This is a genomic window from Archangium sp., assembly GCF_057119385.1.
In genome coordinates, this window is the sequence record NZ_DBNGVP010000092.1 from 17,288 (window position 1) to 35,711 (window position 18,424).

Annotated in this window: 16 protein-coding genes; 6 read left to right on the forward strand and 10 right to left on the reverse strand. The window is 69.9% G+C overall.

Annotated elements, in window-relative coordinates; translation table 11 throughout:
- Positions 1 to 2 precede the first annotated feature (2 nt).
- Positions 3 to 803, reverse strand: a complete 801-nt coding sequence (locus AC16DP_RS21485; RefSeq protein WP_329733896.1) for a glycosyltransferase family 2 protein — start codon at positions 801 to 803, stop codon at positions 3 to 5.
- A 182-nt stretch (positions 804 to 985) separates the two neighbouring features.
- Here AC16DP_RS21485 and AC16DP_RS21490 point away from each other — a divergent pair, with 182 nt between their 5' ends.
- The 3 genes from AC16DP_RS21490 (at position 986) to AC16DP_RS21500 (ending at position 5,145) form a co-directional block, all read left to right on the forward strand.
- On the forward strand, positions 986 to 1,900 hold the full coding sequence (locus AC16DP_RS21490; RefSeq protein WP_329733897.1) for a diguanylate cyclase: 915 nt from the start codon (positions 986 to 988) through the stop codon (positions 1,898 to 1,900).
- A 210-nt stretch (positions 1,901 to 2,110) separates the two neighbouring features.
- Positions 2,111 to 3,670 (forward strand): ATP-binding protein, encoded by a 1,560-nt coding sequence (locus AC16DP_RS21495; protein ID WP_329733898.1) that lies wholly within the window; start codon positions 2,111 to 2,113, stop codon positions 3,668 to 3,670.
- Positions 3,667 to 5,145 carry a sigma-54-dependent transcriptional regulator gene (locus AC16DP_RS21500; RefSeq protein WP_329733899.1) on the forward strand — a complete coding sequence of 493 codons (1,479 nt, stop codon included), beginning with the start codon at positions 3,667 to 3,669 and terminating at the stop codon, positions 5,143 to 5,145. The genes AC16DP_RS21495 and AC16DP_RS21500 overlap by 4 nt, the downstream gene beginning before the upstream one ends.
- Before the next feature lie 20 nt (positions 5,146 to 5,165).
- Here AC16DP_RS21500 and AC16DP_RS21505 read toward each other — a convergent pair whose 3' ends face one another.
- Complete coding sequence (locus AC16DP_RS21505) at positions 5,166 to 6,497, reverse strand: replication-associated recombination protein A (protein ID WP_329733900.1); 1,332 nt, start codon at positions 6,495 to 6,497, stop codon at positions 5,166 to 5,168.
- 101 nt (positions 6,498 to 6,598) lie between these two features.
- Between AC16DP_RS21505 and AC16DP_RS21510 the strand changes: the two genes are divergently transcribed.
- Positions 6,599 to 7,444: an NAD(+)/NADH kinase gene (locus tag AC16DP_RS21510; RefSeq protein ID WP_329733901.1), complete on the forward strand. Its 846-nt coding sequence runs from the start codon at positions 6,599 to 6,601 to the stop codon at positions 7,442 to 7,444.
- Positions 7,445 to 7,451: 7 nt separating this feature from the next.
- Positions 7,452 to 8,222 carry a YdcF family protein gene (locus AC16DP_RS21515; RefSeq protein ID WP_329733902.1) on the forward strand — a complete coding sequence of 257 codons (771 nt, stop codon included), beginning with the start codon at positions 7,452 to 7,454 and terminating at the stop codon, positions 8,220 to 8,222.
- Position 8,223: 1 nt separating this feature from the next.
- Here the strand turns inward: AC16DP_RS21515 and AC16DP_RS21520 are convergent, their stop codons facing one another.
- The 8 genes from AC16DP_RS21520 to AC16DP_RS21555 all read right to left on the reverse strand — a co-directional run bounded on the left by AC16DP_RS21520 (position 8,224) and on the right by AC16DP_RS21555 (position 14,930).
- Positions 8,224 to 9,915, reverse strand: a complete 1,692-nt coding sequence (locus AC16DP_RS21520; protein ID WP_329733903.1) for a bifunctional metallophosphatase/5'-nucleotidase — start codon at positions 9,913 to 9,915, stop codon at positions 8,224 to 8,226.
- 195 nt (positions 9,916 to 10,110) lie between these two features.
- On the reverse strand, positions 10,111 to 10,857 hold the full coding sequence (locus AC16DP_RS21525) for an MBL fold metallo-hydrolase (protein WP_329733904.1): 747 nt from the start codon (positions 10,855 to 10,857) through the stop codon (positions 10,111 to 10,113).
- A complete protein-coding gene (gene coaD, locus AC16DP_RS21530) occupies positions 10,857 to 11,354 on the reverse strand; it encodes a pantetheine-phosphate adenylyltransferase (protein ID WP_329733957.1) in 498 nt (165 codons plus the stop codon). The genes AC16DP_RS21525 and coaD overlap by 1 nt, the downstream gene beginning before the upstream one ends.
- Positions 11,354 to 12,598 (reverse strand): MFS transporter, encoded by a 1,245-nt coding sequence (locus AC16DP_RS21535; protein WP_329733905.1) that lies wholly within the window; start codon positions 12,596 to 12,598, stop codon positions 11,354 to 11,356. The genes coaD and AC16DP_RS21535 overlap by 1 nt, the downstream gene beginning before the upstream one ends.
- Complete coding sequence (locus tag AC16DP_RS21540) at positions 12,595 to 13,200, reverse strand: TetR/AcrR family transcriptional regulator (protein ID WP_329733906.1); 606 nt, start codon at positions 13,198 to 13,200, stop codon at positions 12,595 to 12,597. The genes AC16DP_RS21535 and AC16DP_RS21540 overlap by 4 nt, the downstream gene beginning before the upstream one ends.
- Positions 13,201 to 13,301: 101 nt before the next feature.
- Positions 13,302 to 13,739 carry a hypothetical protein gene (locus tag AC16DP_RS21545; protein WP_329733907.1) on the reverse strand — a complete coding sequence of 146 codons (438 nt, stop codon included), beginning with the start codon at positions 13,737 to 13,739 and terminating at the stop codon, positions 13,302 to 13,304.
- A gap of 43 nt (positions 13,740 to 13,782) precedes the next feature.
- Entirely contained in the window at positions 13,783 to 14,346 is a 564-nt protein-coding gene (locus AC16DP_RS21550) for an adenine phosphoribosyltransferase (RefSeq protein WP_329733908.1), read from the reverse strand.
- Positions 14,343 to 14,930: an NAD(P)-dependent oxidoreductase gene (locus AC16DP_RS21555; protein ID WP_483956846.1), complete on the reverse strand. Its 588-nt coding sequence runs from the start codon at positions 14,928 to 14,930 to the stop codon at positions 14,343 to 14,345. The genes AC16DP_RS21550 and AC16DP_RS21555 overlap by 4 nt, the downstream gene beginning before the upstream one ends.
- An 82-nt stretch (positions 14,931 to 15,012) precedes the next feature.
- Between AC16DP_RS21555 and AC16DP_RS21560 the strand changes: the two genes are divergently transcribed.
- A complete protein-coding gene (locus tag AC16DP_RS21560) occupies positions 15,013 to 18,324 on the forward strand; it encodes a DEAD/DEAH box helicase (protein ID WP_329733910.1) in 3,312 nt (1,103 codons plus the stop codon).
- Positions 18,325 to 18,424: the final 100 nt, after the last annotated feature.

The following is an 18,424-nucleotide window of genomic DNA, read 5'->3' on the forward strand; positions in this document are numbered from 1 at the left end:
CGCTACCCGTGGCCGCGCGCCTTGTCGCGCTCGCGCGCCGAGCCATGCAGCGGGGCCACCGACGGCGGCAGCCGCACCGGACGCTTGGCCGCCTGCGGGTGGCGCGTCTCCGGGTACAGCTTCACCAGCTCCCGCACCATCTTCGCGATGACGGCCGGCGAGGACAGCGTGGAGATGCCACGCGTGCGCGGGAAGTAGTCCACCCCCATCTGGAACACCTTGAAGCCCTGGTGGATGGCCTTCACCACCAGCTCCGCGTCGATGAAGGAGCCCTGGCTGTTGAGCTCCACCGCCTCCAGCACCCGCCGGTGCATCACCTTGAAGCTGAAGTTGATGTCCTTCACGTACACACCGAACAGCGTCCGGATGAGCAGGTTGTAGGCGAAGGAGTACACGATGCGCTTGGGCCCCTCGCTCGTGCGGTCGAACCGGAAGGCGCAGATCATGTCCGCCTCCAGGTACTTCATCAGGTGCAGCGCCCGCTCCAGCTCCTTCAGGTCGAAGGGCAGATCGATGTCCGAGTACACCACGATGTCCTTGGTGGACGCGGACAGGCCCGTGCGCATGGCCCCACCCAGCTTCAGGTTGACCGGGTGCGTGATGACCCGGAGCTGGGGGATGCGCGAGGCCATCTCCTCGCAAATCTCCTGGGTGCGGTCCGTGGAGGCGTCGTTGACGACGATGATTTCGAAGTCATCCGTCAGCCGGGGGAGCACCTCCATGGCGCGCGCCACCGAGCGCTCCACATAGTCCTCCTCGTTCCAGGCGGGAAAGAAGAGGCTGATGCTGGGAGATTGACCCACGATGTGACCTCGGCGATGTGCCCCTGTCGCAGTCTCGGCGGAGCGGAACTGGGGCGGCTGGCTATCAAACATCGCAGGGCAAGCGCAATCCAACGGTCGCGAGTCCTCGCTCGGCCGTGGTAGCGTGAGCGCTTGGGTTGGTTTCGGGGATAGATGTGGGAGACAGGCGCCTCATTCTGTTGGTGGACGAACTGCCTGAACGGCAGGCCGAGCTGGCAAGCACACTGGAGCAAGGGGGGTACTCCGTCCGGCTGGTCTCGGCCGGTCCCGAGGCGCAACGCCGCCTCGCGGAGACGGATCTCGTCCTCCTCGCCCTGGGTCCCGCCGGTGCGCCCTCGCGCGCGCTGCTGCAGCACCTGATGGCCCGGGACGACGATGGCTCGGGCCCCGGCATCATCGCGTTGGTGCCCGCGGAGGAGCGCGCCGCCGTCGTGGCCGTGCTGCGCCTGGGCGCCGAGGTGGTGCGCACCCCGGTGGAGCCCGATGAGCTGATGGCCCGCATGGAGCGCTGCCTGCGCGAGCGCCAGCGCCTCAACGAGCTGCTCACCCGCGTCACCTCGCTGGAGCGCCTGTCCGTCACCGACGGCCTCACCGGCGTCCACAACCACCGCTACTTCCAGGAGCGGCTGCGCGAGGAGTTCCGCCGCGCCCAGCGCTACGACGACACGCTGTCGCTCATCCTCATCGACCTGGACCACTTCAAGGCCTTCAACGACACGCACGGCCACCAGGTGGGCGACATCGTCCTGTGCGACGTGGCGGCCTCCCTCCAGCGCAGCGTGCGCGAGACGGACCTGCTCGCCCGCTATGGAGGCGAGGAGTTCGCCATCCTCCTGCCGCGCACCCCGCTGGCCGGCGCCCTCACCGTGGCCGAGCGCGTCTGGCGGGAGCTCGGCCAGCTGCACACCGGGCCCGGGCGCACCCTGCGCGTCACCGCCTCGCTGGGCGTCTCCACCTTCCCGCACCACGCCGTCAACAGCGCGGAGCTGCTCGTGCGCGCCGCCGACCAGGCGCTCTACCGCGCCAAGGACGAGGGGCGGAACCGCATCTGCCTCTACGTCGCCTCCTCTCCCTTCGACCGGCTCACCCCTCGCTAGCCCGCTCCCCATCCTCCGCGTGGGTCAACATTGACCCGATTCATGGGTCGGGGTATGGAGGGACCCAGGGTGGTCGCAAGCCCCGGGTGCGGAAGCACCCGGTATCCATGGGGTTTGCGAGGTGGCGGACGTTGGCAGCGTCATTGCAAATGCTCGGGTCTCGGACCCAGGACGAGGTTGCCACTGGAACTGGCGCAGACACAGGGAGCGGTGCCACGCGGTCGGCTGCTGCTGGTGGACGACGAGGAATACATCCTGAAGTCCATCCGGCGGGTGCTCCGTCGCGGCGATTGGCAGATCGAGACGGCCTCTGATGCGGAGGAGGGCCTCAAGGCCCTCGAACGCTTCACGCCCGAGGTGGTCATCTCCGACTTCAGGATGCCGGGGATGAACGGGGTGGAGTTCCTCAGCCGGGTGAAGGCGCAGGTGCCACGGGCCCAGCGCATCATGCTCACCGGGCAGGCCGATCAGCAGGCCATCGAGGAGGCCATCAACCGGTCGGAGATCTTCCGTTTCATCTCCAAGCCTTGGAACGACAGCCATCTGGTGCTGACGGTCAAGAGCGCCTTCGAGCAGTACGCGCTCCAGGCGGAGAACGAGCGGCTGTTGCGGGTGACGCAGCAGCAGAACGAGGAGTTGCGGCGGCTCAACGCCGAGTTGGAGACGCGCGTGGCGTTGCGCACGCACCTGCTGAGCCAGGCCAAGCGCGAGTGGGAGCTGTCGTTCGACTCCATCGAGACGCCGCTGGCGGTGGTGCGGCGGGACTTCGGGGTGCGCCGGGCCAACCGGGCGTACACGGACCTGTCGGGGGACCGGCTCCGGGAGCCGCTCTCCGAGCTGTCCGAGGAGGGCGCCGAGCCGCGGTGCCACCAGCTGCTGTTCGACCGGGACACGCCGTGCCCGGGCTGCCCGCTGCCCGAGGCGCTGCAGAGCGGCAAGGGCGCGCGCGCGGAGATCAGCCAGCGGGGCCGCACCTACGCCATGGCGGCCTACCCGCTGACGACCGAGGGGCGTGCCGTGTGCTCCTACCGGGACATCAGCGACGAGCGCGAGATGACGCGCCGGCTCATCGACACGGAGAAGATGGCGGCGGTGGGCCAGCTCGCCGGGGGCGTGGCGCATGAAATCAACAACCCGCTGGGCGGCATCCTCGCCTTCGCGCAGTTGATGAAGCGCGACGAGGGCCGCAACGCCTCCGACATGGAGTCGTTGGACCTCATCGAGGAGAGCGCGCTGCGCTGCAAGCGCATCGTGGAGAGCCTGCTGAAGTTCAGCCGCCACAGCCGGACGGAGGATCGCCGCACCTTCCAGCTCAACAAGTGCGCGGAGGACTCGGCGGTGCTCTTCGGGGCCCAGCTCAAGGCGTACTCCAAGGTGAAGCTGGAGCTGCGCCTGGCGCCGGAGCTGCCGGAGCTGTTCGGAGACCCGAGCCAGCTGTCGCAGGTGATGCTCAACCTGCTGCAGAACGGGCTGCACGCGCTGCCCCCCTCGGGCGGCGTGCTGTCCCTGGAGACGGGGAAGGAGGGTGACCGGTGCTACTTCCGCGTCGCCGACACGGGCACGGGTATCGATGAGCGCTACCTGGGGCACATCTTCGAGCCGTCCTTCACCACCAAGCCGCCCGGCCAGGGCACCGGCCTGGGCCTGTCGATCGCCTACCGGATCGTCGAGGACCACGGCGGCATCATCAAGGTGGACACCCAGATGGGTGAGGGCTCGCGCTTCACCGTCTACATCCCCATTCCCCTGCAGCTCGAGAGGTTGCCATGACGCCACAGCCAGTTGCTGCCCCCGGCGCCAGGCGCGCCAAGATCCTGGTCGTGGATGACGATCCGATCGTCCTCAAGGCGGTCACGTCCATCCTCAAGCGGGAGGACTACCAGGTCGTCTCCATCGACGACGCCGTGGAAGGCCTGACGGCGGCGAAGGACCCGTCCATCGACGTGGCCGTCCTGGACATCAAGATGCCCAACCTGTCCGGCATGGACCTGCTGCGCGGAATCAAGGCAGCGCGTCCGGACGTGGAGGTCATCATGATGACGGCCTTCGCCACCGTGGAGACGGCGGTGGAGGCGGTGAAGGCGGGCGCGTACGACTACCTCACCAAGCCCTTCGAGAACATCGACGAAGTGAGCATGACGGTGGCCAAGGCCGCCGAGCGCAAGGCGCTGCGAGACAGGGCGCGGGCGCTGGAGGAGGCGCTCACCGCGCGCAACCAGTTCGAGGAGCTCATCGGCCAGTCGTCGCAGATGCGCGGCGTCTTCAAGCTGGTGGAGACGGTGAGCCACTCGACGGCCACGGTGCTCGTGCAGGGCGAGAGCGGCACGGGCAAGGAGCTGGTGGCCCGGGCCATCCACTACCGCAGCGCGCGCAAGGACAAGCCCTTCGTGGCCGTCAACTGCTCGGCGCTGTCGGACACGCTGCTGGAGAGCGAGCTGTTCGGCCACGTGAAGGGCAGCTTCACCGGGGCCACGTCCAACAAGAAGGGCCTCTTCGAGGCGGCCGACGGCGGCACCATCTTCCTGGACGAGATTGGCGACGTGCCTCCCGCCACCCAGGTGCGCCTGTTGCGCGTGCTGCAGGAGGGCGAGGTCAAGCGCGTGGGCGCCAACGAGCCGGTGAAGGTGGACGTGCGCGTCATCGCCGCCACGCACGTGGACCTGAACCGCGCCAAGGAGCAGGGCAAGTTCCGCGAGGACCTGTTCTACCGGCTCAACGTCATCACCATCGACCTGCCGCCGCTGCGGGACAGGCCCGAGGACGTGCCGCTGCTGGCGCACCACTTCCTCAAGCTGTACGCGGCGAAGGTGGACAAGCGGGTGACGGGCTTCACGCCGCGCGCGATGGAGGCGCTCACCTGCAACCGGTGGACGGGCAACGTGCGCGAGCTGGAGAACGTCATCGAGCGCGCGGTGGTGCTCACCTCGAAGGAGGTGCTGGACGTCGACGACCTGCCGCCGGGCTTCCAGGACGCGCCGCAGGCCGGAGCGCAGGTGGAGGTGTTCAGCCTGGCGCACCTGCCGTACGCCCAGGCGAAGCGGCTGGCCATGCGCGCCTTCGAGCGGCGCTACCTCACCGCGCTGCTCGAGAAGCACAACCACAACGTCTCCAGCGCCGCGCGCGCCGCGGGTGTGGATCGCTCCAACTTCCGCCGCCTGCTCAAGCAGTACGAGGTGGCCGGGCGCTCCATGAAGCGCGGCAAGGACGGAGAGGTCGACGACGACGCCCTCGAGGCCGCCTCCTGAGTGTCGAGGGCTGAGGAGCCTCAGCCTTCCTCCCCCGGCTCGCGGGAGCGCTCCGCGAGCTGGCGTTGGATGTCCTCGTAGCGCTCGGCCAGCTCCCGCTCGAGGCCGTTGTGCGTGGGCTGGTAGAAGCGCCGGCCCCGCAGGGCCTCCGGGAGGTAGTCCTCGGGGACGTAGTGGCCCTCGAAGTTGTGGGGGTACTTGTAGCCGGCGCCGTACCCCAGCGACTTCATCAGCTTCGTGGGCGCGTTGCGCAGGTGCAGGGGCACGGGCAGCGGCCCCCCTTCCGTGACGGCGGCGCGCGCCGCGGCGTACGCGGTGAGCACGGCGTTCGACTTGGGCGCCAGCGCCAGGTACGTCACCGCCTGGGTGAGCGGCAGGGTGCCCTCGGGCAGGCCCACCAGCTCGAAGGCCCGGAGCGCGTCCACCGCCACGCTCAGGGCCCGCGGGTCCGCGTTGCCGATGTCCTCCGAGGCGAAGATGACCATGCGCCGGAGGATGAAGACGGGGTCCTCGCCCGCCTCCAACATGCGCGTCATCCAGTAGAGCGCCGCGTCCACGTCCGAGCCCCTCATGGATTTGATGAAGGCGCTGATGACGTTGTAGTGCTCCTCGCCCGCCTTGTCGTACAGGAGCGCCTTGTGCTGCAGGGCCTCCTCGGCGCTGGCCTTGTCCACCCGGCTGCCCCCGTGCGCGGCCGCCGCCTCCAGCGCGGTGAGCGCCCGGCGCGCGTCGCCTCCCGAGGCCTGGACGATGAAGGTGAGGGCCTCGTCGTCCACCTGGACCCGGCCGCCAAGGCCCCTGGTGTCCACCACCGCCCGGCGTAGCAGCGCCACCAGTTCCTCCTCCTCCAGCCCGCGCAGGGTGACGACACGGGCGCGGGACAGGAGCGCGGCGTTCACCTCGAAGGAGGGGTTCTCCGTGGTGGCCCCGATGAGGGTGACGGTGCCCTTCTCCACGTGGGGCAGCAGCGCGTCCTGCTGCGCCTTGTTGAAGCGGTGGATCTCATCCACGAAGAGGAGGGTCCGCTGGCGGTGCATCCTCCAGCGCTCCTGGGCGCGGGCCACCGTCTCGCGGATGTCCTTCACCCCGGAGAGCACGGCGGAGAGGGACTCGAAGGCGGAGCCGGTGGAGTGGGCGATGACGTACGCCAGGGTCGTCTTGCCCGTCCCCGGGGGGCCCCAGAGGATGAGCGAGGGCACCTGGTCCTGCTGGATGGCCCGGCGGAGGAAGCGGCCCTCGCCCGTGAGGTGCTCCTGCCCGACGAAGTCCTCCAGGCGGGTGGGGCGCATCCGCTCGGCCAGGGGGGCGAGGGCGGCCTGGTCCTTCTGGCTCGCATGCTCGAAGAGGTCCATGGAGCAATCCTGGCGTCCGGGTCCCACGTGTCACAGGGTCATCGAAGCGGCCATTTCGTCCAGCGCTCCCCTGGCCGCCTGGACTAGAACCTGGACCCATCGTGCAGACCCTGTTGCTCGTCGCCAAGAAGGACAAGCCCGAAGCGGCGGAGCTGGCCGCTCGCATCCGGGAGCGCTACCCCACGCATGAGGTGCTGGGAGACCGGCTCCTGGCCCATACGCTCGGCTGGCCCCGGATCGACGACCGCGAGCTGGCCACCCGGGCGGACCTGGTGGTGGTGCTGGGCGGAGACGGCACCCTCATCCACGCCGCCCGGCTGCTGGACGGACGCCCCACGCCCATCCTCGGCGTCAACCTGGGCAGCCTGGGCTTCATGACGGAAATCCCCGTCGAGGAGCTGTTCCTCTCGCTGGACGAGGTGCTCGCCGGCCGCTTCAAGACGGAATCCCGGATGAAGCTCTGCTCGCGGCTGGTGCGCGACGGCAAGGTGCTGGTGCAGGACGAGGTCCTCAACGACGTGGTCATCAACAAGGGCGCGCTGGCGCGCATCGCGGACCACGAGGTGTCCGTCGAGGGCGTGCCCATCGCCACGTACAAGGCGGACGGCGTCATCCTGTCAACGCCCACCGGCTCCACCGCGTACTCGCTGTCCGCGGGCGGGCCCATCGTGCACCCCTCGGTGGACTGCACCGTGCTCACGCCCATCTGCTCGCACGCGCTCACCCACCGCCCCATCATCGTGCCGGCGGACCGGACCATCCGCGTCACCCTGGCCAGCGAGACGGCGGACACCTTCCTCACGCTGGACGGGCAGACGGGCCACGGCCTGCAGTGCGGCGACAGCATCGAGGTGGTGCGCTCGCCCAACCGGGTGAACCTGGTGCGCAACACCCGCGTGGGCTACTTCACCATCCTCCGGCAGAAGCTCCACTGGGGCGAGCGGTAGCGCGGGCGTGTTCCTCTTCCTGTCGAAGGTGTTGGATCTGCTGCTCGCGCCGCTCTCCTGGGGCCTGCTGCTGGGGCTGCTGGGCCTGCTGCTGCGCCGGAGACGGGCGCGGCTGGCGGCCGGGCTGCAGGGGCTGGGGCTGCTGGTGGTGTACGTCTTCTCGCTCGAGCCCACGGCCAATGGCCTGCAGCGGTGGGTGGAGGCGGGGGCGGTGTCCACGTACCGGCCGGACACGGTCTACGACGCCGTCATCGTGCTGGGCGGAGCGGTGGACGCGGACGCCACCGAGCGCTCGGGCCTGCCCGAGTACACCCACCCGGTGGAGCGCATCCTCCGCGGCTACGAGCTGCTGCGGCAGGGCAGGGCGCGCCAGGTGCTGCTGTCGGGAGGCACGCTGGACACGCGGCCCGGGGCGCTGGTGGAGGCGGACATCCTGGCGCGGCAGCTGCGGCTGTGGGGAATCGAGCCGGAGCGGATCGTCCTGGAGGGGCGCAGCCGCAACACGCGGGAGAACGCGGTGGAGTCCGAGCGCCTCATCCGGGAGAAGGGCTGGCAGCGGCTGGTGCTGGTGACGAGCGCGGCGCACATGCCGCGGGCGCTGGGCACCTTCGAGGCGGTGGGGGTGAAGCCGGACACGCTGGTGGTGGACGTGCGCGCGCACGACTGGCACCTGCACGGGACGTGGTGGCAGCCGCGGGCCTCCAACCTGTCGGCGGGGACGGACGCCCTGCGCGAGCTCTTCGGGCGCTTCGTCTACCGGCTGCGCGGCTGGGCCTGAGCTACGGGTGCGCGCTCACCGTGCTCGGGCAGTCCAGCACGTGCTTGCTGTCCTCGTGCTCCCCGTTGTCCTTCCTGGCGAGCTCCCGGGTGCCCCCGCGCAGCCGCTCGATGCGGCCGGTGGTGGTGGGGGCGATGGACTCGGCGGCGGCGAAGGCATCGCGCAGCACGTCCTGCGTGGTGCGGCCCTTGTCCGGAGAGACGCGGTACTTCGCGCCCTTGAACATGGTGTACCCGTCACCGCCGCCGGACATGTACGAGTTGGTGGCGAGCGAGTACGTGCGCTTCACATCCAACGGCTCGCCATTCACGGTGACGCGGACAATCCGGTCGCCGGGGGGGCGGCACACGTCGAAGGCGTACTGGATGCCGGAGACCTGGGGGAAGCGGCCGGGGTCCGTCTCCTCGGCGCTGCGGCTGACGCCGTGCTCGAGCGCCTGGCGCAGCACCGCGCCCGACACCTCGATGCTCACCACCGAGCCCGGGTAGGGGTGGATGGCCAGCACGTCGCGCCGGGTGAGCGGGCCCGGCCTCAGCACCGAGTCCGAGCGGATGGAGCCCCCGTTGATGAGCGCCACCTCCGCGCCAGCGGCCTTGCGGTAGGCGTCCGCGACGAAGGAGGCCAGGTTCGTCTCGTGGCTGCGGTTGGAGGCCTCGAGGGCATCCAGGGGCACCTGGGTGCGGCCCACGGGCTGGGACAGCTCGGCCATCATCGCGTCGTACTCGTGCATGGCCTGGGCGAAGGCGGGGTCCTCCGTCACCTCGGGCGTCACCGGCAGCACGTCGAAGTCCATGCTCTTGAGCTTGCCGCTCCGGGTGCCCACGTGCAGGGTGACGCGCCCCAGCTCCCGTGCCTCGGAGGACATCTTGATGATGGGCGTGCCGTTGGACACCGCCTGCATCATCACGTGCTCGTGGCCCCCGATGATGAGATCGATGGGGGCGCAGCGGGCGAGCACCTTGTCCTCGGCGACGAACAGGTGCGTGAGGCCGATGATGATCTGCGCGCCCTGCTTGCGCATCTGCGGCACCAGCTCGCGCGCCTTGGTGCACGTGTCCGTGAAGTACACGTCCGGCCCCGGCTTGGAGCTGTACTTCGTCTTGCCCAGCAGCACCCCGAAGATGCCCACCTTCACGCCGCCCACCTCGCGGATGACGAAGGGCGGGGTCTCGGCGAAGGTGCGGCCCGTCGACTTGTCCATGACGTTGGCGCCCAGCCAGGTGAAGCGGGACTCCTGGATGCGCTGGCGCAGCACGTCCGGGCCGAAGTCGAACTCGTGGTTGCCCAGCACCGCGAAGTCCAGGTCGAGCGCGTTCCACGCGTCGATCATCTGCTTGCCCTTGTGGAAGGTGGACTCCACGGAGGGCCCCAGCGTGTCACCGGCCATGAGGAACAGCGTGTTCGGCGACTCGGCGAGCACCTGCTTGCGCAGCGTGGACAGCCGCCCCAGCCCGCCCCGGGCCCCGAAGTCCACCGGGGTGAACTGGTACACGTCGTTGACGTGCAGCAGCGTGAGCGTGACGGTGGGTTCCTCGTCCTGCTCCGCCTCGGAGGCCGTGGTGTCGGCGGGTCCGGACTCCGCGGCCGAGGGAGACGTGGGAGCGCTCCGGGGCAGCGAGGCGCAACCAGCGGCGAGAAGCAGGGCGGCCAGCAGGGTGGCCAGGGGGCTCGGCGGGCGGAACGGGAGGGACATGGGTGTTCGTCTGGAAGTCCAATGTCCCATGTCCGGCCCGCTTGTGCATCCTTTCACGTGACCTCCCCGTGACGCGGTGTGCCGAGGCGCGTCTCCCTCCTCGCCCGGGAAGCGGCACGGGCCTCGGAGGCGCTTCACTACGGGTGGGGGACGGGGACGGAGATGGAGCACGCCGGCTCGCTCGGGGAGCGGCGCTCAGACGGTGTAGCGGCGCCCCTGCGCGAGCGGCTCGATGTTGCTCGCCCCGAGGTCGAAGTCATCCGGGTAGTGGATGAGGCGCATCTTCGCGCGCTGGGCGGCGGGCAGCGCGGCCAGCTTCTCGTAGGGCGTGTGCACGCCGTAGTTCGTCTCGTGCACCACGAGGTCCGCCTCGGAGAGCCAGGAGATGAGGCCCTCGTCGTAGGCGGTATCGGCGCTGTAGCCCAGGCAGCGTCCCCCGGCGCGGATGCGCAGGGCCGTGGTGGGCACGTGGTGGTACGTGAGGCGGCTCTCGATGGAGAAGGGCCCGAAGCGCACGGCGGCGTGGGTGGAGAGCGGGAGGGGCTCGAAGTAGTCCTCGAAGCCATGGCGCTGGGGCTCGCCGCCGGGCTTGCGGATGAGGTCCTCCATGCCCGCGGCGAGGTGGCCTTCCCAGAGCCGGCGCGTCACGTCCGGGTGGGCGAGCAGCTTCAACTTCCGTTTGAGGACGAAGAAGGAGAAGTAGCCGAGCCCCTCCACGCCCGAGCTGTGGTCCGCGTGCAGGTGGGTGAGGACGAGGCCCGACACGCGGTCCGCGTCCAGCTCCACGCCCGAGGAGAGGCTGGCCTCGCGCATCATCTTGCGGATGGGGTGGGGGCAGTCGATGAGCAGCACCTGGCCCTCGGCTTCGAGCGCCAGACACGAGGAGTAGTGCAGCGCGGAGAAGGCATCGCCAACGCCGAGGGTGACGAAGGACAGGCTCATCACGGGCTCCGGAGGGAGGGGGGAGGCAACCGCGAGCGCAGCTTGGCCGCGACGGCGGGCGGGCAGAAGTCGGAGACGTCCTCGCCGCGCGCCAGCTTCTCCTTGAGGCGGCTGCTGCTCACCTCGGCGAGGTGGGACTCGGCGGGGAGGAAGAGGGTGGCCAGGTCCGGGGCGAGCGCGCGGTTGGCCTGGGCCAGCGTCGTCTCGAACTGGGCATCCGTGGCGCCGCGCACCCCGCGCAGCAGCACGCTGGCGCCGATGGCCCGCGCGTAGTCCACGATGAGGCCCTCGGTGCTGGCCACGGTGACGTTGGGGTGGAGCGACACCACCTCGCGCAGCAACTCCACGCGCTCGGCCACGGTGAGGAGGGTGCGCTTCTCGGGGTTGATGGCCACCACCACCACGACATGGCCGAAGAGGCGCGCGGCCTGACGGACGACGGAGAGGTGGCCGGCGGTCACCGGATCGAAGCTGCCCGCGTAGACGGCGATGGTCATCACGACACCTCCGGGTGAGCCCCGGGCTCGAGCGTCCGGGGAGGATGGAAGGTGAGGGCCACCCAGACGACGGCCAGGGCGCAGACGGCCGCCGAGAGCGTGAAGTGCCACGCGTAGCCGAAGGCCTGGGCGCTGAAGCCACTGATGGCCGCGGCGGCGCCGGTGGCGAGCACCACGAGCGAGGCCTGCAGCGTGTAGTCGGACGCGGCGTGCTCCGGGCGGCACTGGTCCATCATCACCGTGAAGAGGGTGGCGGTGGCCATGCCGCTCGCCAGGTGTTCCACGCCGCAGACGAGGGCGAGCACGGGCACGGAGGCTCCGAGCGCGGCCAGGGCGTAGAGGAGCACCGCCGCCGCCTGCAGGATGCCGAAGATGAGCAGCGCGCGCCGCTGTCCCAGCCGGTTGACGAGCGCCCCGCCGATGAGCGCGCCCAGCAGGCCCGTGGTGAAGCCCACGACGCCGAGCATCCACCCCACCTGGGCCAGCTCCAGCCCCGTGTCGACGAGGAAGGTGCGCAGCATGCCCGTCGCCAGGTGCTCGCCCGCCTTGAAGAGGGCGAGCAGGGTGAGCCACGTGCCCGCGCCGGGACGCCGCGCCCAGGACAGCAGGGACTCGCGGAGCCAGGGCCCGAGGTGCACGGCCTCGTGTCCGGAAGCGGGGGAGGGGGGCTCGTGGAACAGGGCCACCGGCACCGTGGCCACGAGCAGCATCGCGCCCATGCTCAGCAGGGTGGCGCGCCAGCCCAGGGTGTCGATGAGGATGAGCATCAACCCGCCGCCGAGAATCATTCCCACGCGGTAGCCGGCCACCTGGATGCCGTTGCCCCAGCCGCGCTCGTGGCGCTCCAGCAACTCCACCGCGAGCCCGTCCGTGGCCACGTCCTGCGTGGCCGCCAGCAGGTTGACGAGCAGCACGGCCCCGAGGAGGACGGGGATGCCCACCGTGCCCTCGGGAAGGGCGAGCCCCAGGAGCAGCGCCGCCGAGAGGAACTGCAGCGGGAGGATGTAGCCGCGCCGCCGGCCCAGGCGCTCCGAGCCGTACCGGTCCATGAGCGGCGCCCAGAGGAACTTGAGCGCCCACGGCAGCGCGAGCAGGTTGGCCAGGCCGATGTCCGGCAGCGACATGCCCTGCTTGCGCAGCAGCACGGGCAGCGTCTGGGTGAAGAAGCCGAAGGGCAGGCCCTGCGAGAGGTAGAGGCTCGTGAGCAGCCCGAGCTTCATGGGGGTATTCAGCGAGGTCTTCACGTGCCCTCCGGGGACTCCGCCGCGTCGAGCAGCCCCGCGGCCATGCGTTTCACTGTACCCGCGGCGGAGCCCGGAGGCGTGAGGCCCGGTGCCGCCGTCGAGAGGACGAAGTAGCCCTGCACCGCCGCGAAGAGGCCCGCCGCCACCGCCCGCGCCCTCCGGCGGCCGATGACCGCGCCCACCAGCTCCTCCAGGAGCGCGAGGTCCGCGCGCACCACCTTCTCGTACGCCGCGCGCACCTCCGGCTGCCGCACGGCCTCGGCGCTGATGGTCACCCACGCGGCCACCGAGGAGGGGTCCGCGTCCTCTCCCGTGGCCAGGAAGGCGTCGAGGAACGCGTCCACCTGGGCCCGGGCTCCGCCCTTCACCCGCTCCAGCCGCGTCTTCACCCGCTCGCGCACGCGCCCCGCGAGCTGCTCCACCAGCGTCAGGAGGATCTCCTGCTTCTCCGTGAAGTGGTAGTGCACCAGCCCCGGGCTGAGCCCCGCCGCCCTGGCGATCTCCGCGATGGACGCTCGCTCGTAGCCGCGCTCGGCCATGACGCGCAGCAGCCCCTCGACGATCTGCTGCCGGCGCTCCTCCGTGTTCGATGGGCGGGCCATCCGCGGCTCCATTTCTAGGTTGGTTAACCAACTTATAAGCCCGTGGACCCACGGCGTCAACCGGGACTGGGGGTCAACGCCCGTGGGCCGGGCCGCGGGCGTCAATAGTCATAGTCGAAGGCGTAGCGCTCCCAGTCGAGCTCCCTCAGGCTCTTCATCACCGAGGGGTCGATGGGGAAGGCGAACTCGTCCTGGAACCAGAGCACGGCCAGCCCCGAGTAGTCCTTGGCGGGGTCCCGGGCCTCGTAGTGCGAATAGAAGCGGGCGATGCAGGCCACGGAGGGGAGGGGCATCGGTGGAGTGCTTCGGGCGAACGGGGGCCGTGGGTCCTCGAGGGGCCGCTCGGGAGGAGGGATCAAGTAGGGCTTGTGCCCATGGAAGTGCTTGCGTGCACCCTCCAGGATGCGTTCGACGAAACGCGGGTTGTCCTCCCGTTGCGGGATTCCCGCCACCAGTCCCTCGTACACCAGTGACTGCTCGAGGAATCGCAAGTGGATGTTCCGGCCCGATACCAGCTCTATCGTGTTTTGTTTCGCCAAGGTTTCTCCCAGGGAACGGACCGTACCGCCATGTGCTCGGCGCTCAGTAGGACAACAGCGCGCAGACCTTCTCGCGGCCCAGCCGCTCGCGCCCGGGCAGGAAGTCCAGCGAGATGAGGACGCTGAAGCCCACCACCTCACCGCCGAGCTTCGTCACCAGCCGGGCCGTCGCCTCCGCGGTGCCGCCCGTGGCCAGCAGATCGTCCACGATGAGCACCCGGTCTCCGCGGCCCACGGCGTCCTCGTGGAGCTGCAGCCCGTCGGCGCCGTACTCCAGCGAGTAGCGCTCCGTCACCGACTTGTAGGGCAGCTTCCCCGGCTTGCGCGCCGGAGCGAAGCCCGCGTGCAGCGCCAGGGCGATGGGCGCGCCGAGGATGAAGCCGCGCGCCTCCACCCCCACCACCTTGTTGATGTGGCGGCCCCGGAAGGGCGCGGCCATGGCGTTCACCACCCGGCCGAAGAGGTGCGGATCCGCCAGTACCGGCGTCACGTCCTTGAAGAGGATTCCCGGCTTGGGGAAGTCCTGCACGTCGCGGATGCGGGCCTTCACGTCCTCGACGAGGTTGGAGTCATGACCGGGGATGAAGAGAGGAGGGGTGTTGCTCATGGGAAGAGCTCCGGGTTGACGCAGTGAGGGGGCTTCCGCCCTTCCAGCGCGGCGAGGAGATTATCCACCGCCATGGAGGCCATTCGTCCACGGGTGGCGTGGCTGGCGCTCGCGATGTGGGGGGCGAGCAGGACGTTGGGAAGGGTCATCAACGGGCTGTCGGAGGGCAGGGGCTCCGGGTCCGTCACATCCAGCGCGGCGCCGCCCAGGTGGCCCACGGGGATGCGCCGGGCGGTACAGGCCGCCACATCGATGTTGTCGTACCCCACCGCCACGTTGCTGACGGCCCGGAGGCGGTGGGCGCCGTCGAGCAGGGGCTCGTCCACCCGGTCGGTCAGCAGGGTGATGAGCCCGTCCACCTCCCGGGCCTCCGAGAGGAGGACGTCGCGTGGGGGAGGCAACTGCTCTTCCCACACCCGGAGTGAGACCTGAGCGGCCAGCCGGGCCAGCGCGTCTCCGGGAAGTTGTCGCGTGACGAAAACTCGGGGGCGGGTGGGGCGTTCCATTTCGACCGCCAATGCTCGCACAGCCGCGAGCCGTGCGGTGGATGACCGAGCAACCATCGCCCGTTCATCGACGTGCATTTTTCCCACGACGGAGGCTGCCCCGTCTGTGGTAATCGAATGGATTCCCCTCGCCACCGGGGGGGAAGGGACTTGCGAGACCGTGCCCTCCACCGCCGACAACCGAGAAGCCTCTTTCCCGCCTGATGGCCAGTGGCTGCGCGCCCTCAAGGCGGAAGTTCAGCCCACCACCTTCAAGAAGGGCCGCGAAGTCGCCGAGACGCGCCGCGTCTTCGGGCTCCAACGGGAGGGAGATCTCATCCGCGCCCAGGTGGCCGGTTCCTCCTCGCCCCAGGCGCGCTACGACGTGTCGCTCGAAGTGGGCAACGGCAAGCCCACCTCCAAGTGCACCTGCCAGTCGTGGAACGTCTACGGGCCGCACTGCAAGCACGTGGTGGCCGCGGCGCTCGTCTACGCCGCTCGGCTGCGCGCGTCGATGATCGCCTCCTCGGCCGCCGCCGCGTCCGCTGCCTCGGCCGCCGCCTCCGCGCCCAAGCCCGCGGCCAACACGGTCGACGCCGCTCCCGAGGAGTCCCCGGTGGACGGCGAGACGGATGCCGACCCGGAGGTTCCCATCCCCTCGGCGGACTCGCCCCTGATGGACGCGGTGAGCCTCCCCGCGCTCGCCAAGGTGGAGAGCTGGCTGGGCCTCTCCGCGCTGCCAGACTACGAGTTCCTCTACCGGCTCACGCCCTCCAACACGGGCCCCGGTGGCCGTCACTGGCTGATGGACGTGCGCCGCCAGGACGCGCAGATGAAGGGGCCCGTGCACATCAAGCGCATGCTCCAGGCCGGCACCCGCATCGCCCCGGCCGACGAGCGCGTCTTCATCCTGCTCGCCAGGCACGAGCAGCGGTACGACTCGCGCATCGTCCTCTCCGACGAGGACCTGTGCGAGATGTTCGAGTTCCTGCGCCAGCGCCGCGTCATCTATCGCGGCACCGCGCTGCTCTTCTCGGACGAGCCGGTGCGGCCGCAGATCCACCTCGAGTCCCGCCCGGACGGCGCCACGGCCCGCATCGAGCTGCTCATGCCGGATGGGACGAGCCTGGCCCTCAAGGACGCGATCCTGCTGGCGGGCATGCGCACGTACATCATCACGGCGCAGACGCTCTCGCCGGTGGAGCCGGACCTGCCGCCTCGCCTGGTGCGCAAGTGGTTGCTGGAGCCCACCATGTCGTTCCCGGTGGGGCAGTTGGACCGGGTGCTCACGTTCTTCGCCGCCCACCTGCCGCGCTTCCAGATGGCGCTCAAGGCGGACGACATCGACGTGGACGAGTCCGTGGAGCCCCGCTTCCTGCTCACGCTCGAGGGCACGCCCGAGCGCGTGAAGGTGCAGCTGGCGGCGCGCTACGGGCAGACCACCGTGCCCGTGTCGCCCACGGCCTCGCACCTGGGCTACGCCAGTGGCGTGGGCACCGATGGCCGCAAGCTGTACCGGCGCCGCGAGGAACTGGAGCGCGCCGCGGGCAAGCGTCTGCAGGAACTGGGCATGCGCTACGACAGCCACACCCACGCCTACGAGGCGAGCGGTGACGGCGCCATCGAGTTCTGGGCGCGGGGGCTCGCGTCGCTGCCCGAGGACTGGGAGCGCTACGGTGTGCAGGCCCCCAAGGTGCGCCTGCGTCCCAAGCTGCGTCCGCGCATCCGCGTGGGCATGAGCGGGGTGAGCTGGTTCGAGCTGGATGCCGAGTTCGTCACCGATGATCAGGCGGTGGACCTGGGCGCGGTGCGCATGTGGCTCGACTCGGGCCGCCGCTTCGTGCCCCTGAAGGACGGCACCTATGCCGAGGCGGACCTCGCGGAGATCAAGCGTGCCGCGGACCTCCTGGAGGAGGCCGGCGCCATGCCGGGCCGCACCCGCACGCGCCTGCCGCTGCATCAGGCCGTCGCGTTGGATCTGCTCGTCGAGCTCGGTGAGTTCACCGAGGTGGAGGCCAAGGCGCGCAAGGCGATGTCCGAGCTGCGCGACACCAACGGCGTGCCCAAGGTGGCGCTGCCCGAGGGTCTCCAGGCCACGCTGCGCCACTATCAGGAGGCGGGCCTGTCCTGGCTGTGGTTCCTGCACCGGCACGGGCTGTCCGGCATCCTCGCGGACGACATGGGTCTCGGAAAGACGATCCAGTCCTTGAGCCTGCTGCAGAAGGTGGCCAACGACGAGGGCCGCAAGCCGTCGCTCGTGGTGGCGCCCACCAGCGTGCTCGCCAACTGGGAGCGCGAGGCCGAGCGCTTCACCCCGGGCCTCAAGACGGTGGTGTGGCACGGGCAGGACCGCAAGGAGCGCGTGGAGGATCTCAAGGGCGCGGACCTCGTGCTCACGTCCTACGCGCTGGTGCGCAGGGATCTCGAGGCGCTCAGCGAGGTGGGCTTCCGCTACGTCATTCTCGACGAGGCGCAGAACATCAAGAACGCGGACAGCGCCACGGCGCAGGCCTGCAAGTCGCTGCCGAGCGACACGCGGCTCGCGCTCACGGGTACGCCGCTGGAGAACCGGCTCAGCGAGCTGTGGAGCCTCTTCGACTTCCTCATGCCGGGCTTCCTCGGCAGCGCGGAGGGCTTCAGCGACCGCTTCGAGCAGCCCATCCAGGTGGCCAACGACAGCAACGTGCGCGACCGCCTGCGCCGCCGCATCCAGCCCTTCATCCTGCGCCGTCTGAAGACGGAGGTGGCCAAGGATCTGCCGCCCAAGACGGAGAGCGTGGCGTGGTGCGAGATGGAGCCCGGGCAGGCGGCGCTCTACCGCGAGGTGCTCGAGGAGAGCCGCCGCAAGGTGAACGAGTCCATCGAGAAGATGGGCTTCAAGCGCAGCCGCGTCTCCATCCTCGCGGCGCTCATGCGCCTGCGCCAGGTGTGCTGCGATCCGCGCCTGCTCAAGATGCCTCCGGGGACGCTGCTGCCCAACAGCGCGAAGCTGGAGCGCTTCGGCCAGCTGGTGGACGACCTCGTGGCCGAGGGCCACCGTGCGCTCGTCTTCAGCCAGTTCACCGAGATGCTGGAGCTGCTCAAGGGCGAGGCGGACCGCCGGGGCCTGCGCTACCTCTACCTGGACGGCCGGACGAAGGACCGCATGGGCAAGGTGGACGAGTTCAACCGTCCGGACGGGCCTCCGCTCTTCTTCATCAGCCTCAAGGCGGGTGGTACGGGCCTCAACCTCACCGCGGCCGACTACGTCATCCACTACGACCCCTGGTGGAACCCGGCCGTGGAGGACCAGGCGACCGACCGGACCCACCGCATCGGCCAGACGCGCGCGGTCATCAGCTACAAGCTCATTACGCGCGGCACTGTGGAGGAGAAGATTCTCAGTCTCCAGAAGCGCAAGAAGGATCTGGCCGCGGGTGTTCTCAGCGCGGATGGAGACTTCGGCAAGCTGCTGACGGAAGACGACATCGTCGACCTCTTCCAGGGCGAGTGACCCGGGAGGGCTACAAGAGAGTCCGACTCCTCACATCACCCTCCGTGCATGCAAGCTGCCGCACGAGCCTCGGGACGGAACGCTTGTGCAGTGTCAGAGC

Coding starts and splice junctions, on each gene's coding strand:
- AC16DP_RS21500 (WP_329733899.1), top strand. CDS start 3,667: ATGACGCCACAGCCAGTTGCTGCCCCCGGCGCCAGGCGCGCCAAGATC.
- AC16DP_RS21505 (WP_329733900.1), bottom strand. CDS start 6,497: ATGGACCTCTTCGAGCATGCGAGCCAGAAGGACCAGGCCGCCCTCGCC.
- AC16DP_RS21520 (WP_329733903.1), bottom strand. CDS start 9,915: ATGTCCCTCCCGTTCCGCCCGCCGAGCCCCCTGGCCACCCTGCTGGCC.
- AC16DP_RS21525 (WP_329733904.1), bottom strand. CDS start 10,857: ATGAGCCTGTCCTTCGTCACCCTCGGCGTTGGCGATGCCTTCTCCGCG.
- coaD (WP_329733957.1), bottom strand. CDS start 11,354: ATGACCATCGCCGTCTACGCGGGCAGCTTCGATCCGGTGACCGCCGGC.
- AC16DP_RS21540 (WP_329733906.1), bottom strand. CDS start 13,200: ATGGCCCGCCCATCGAACACGGAGGAGCGCCGGCAGCAGATCGTCGAG.
- AC16DP_RS21550 (WP_329733908.1), bottom strand. CDS start 14,346: ATGAGCAACACCCCTCCTCTCTTCATCCCCGGTCATGACTCCAACCTC.
- AC16DP_RS21555 (WP_483956846.1), bottom strand. CDS start 14,930: ATGCACGTCGATGAACGGGCGATGGTTGCTCGGTCATCCACCGCACGG.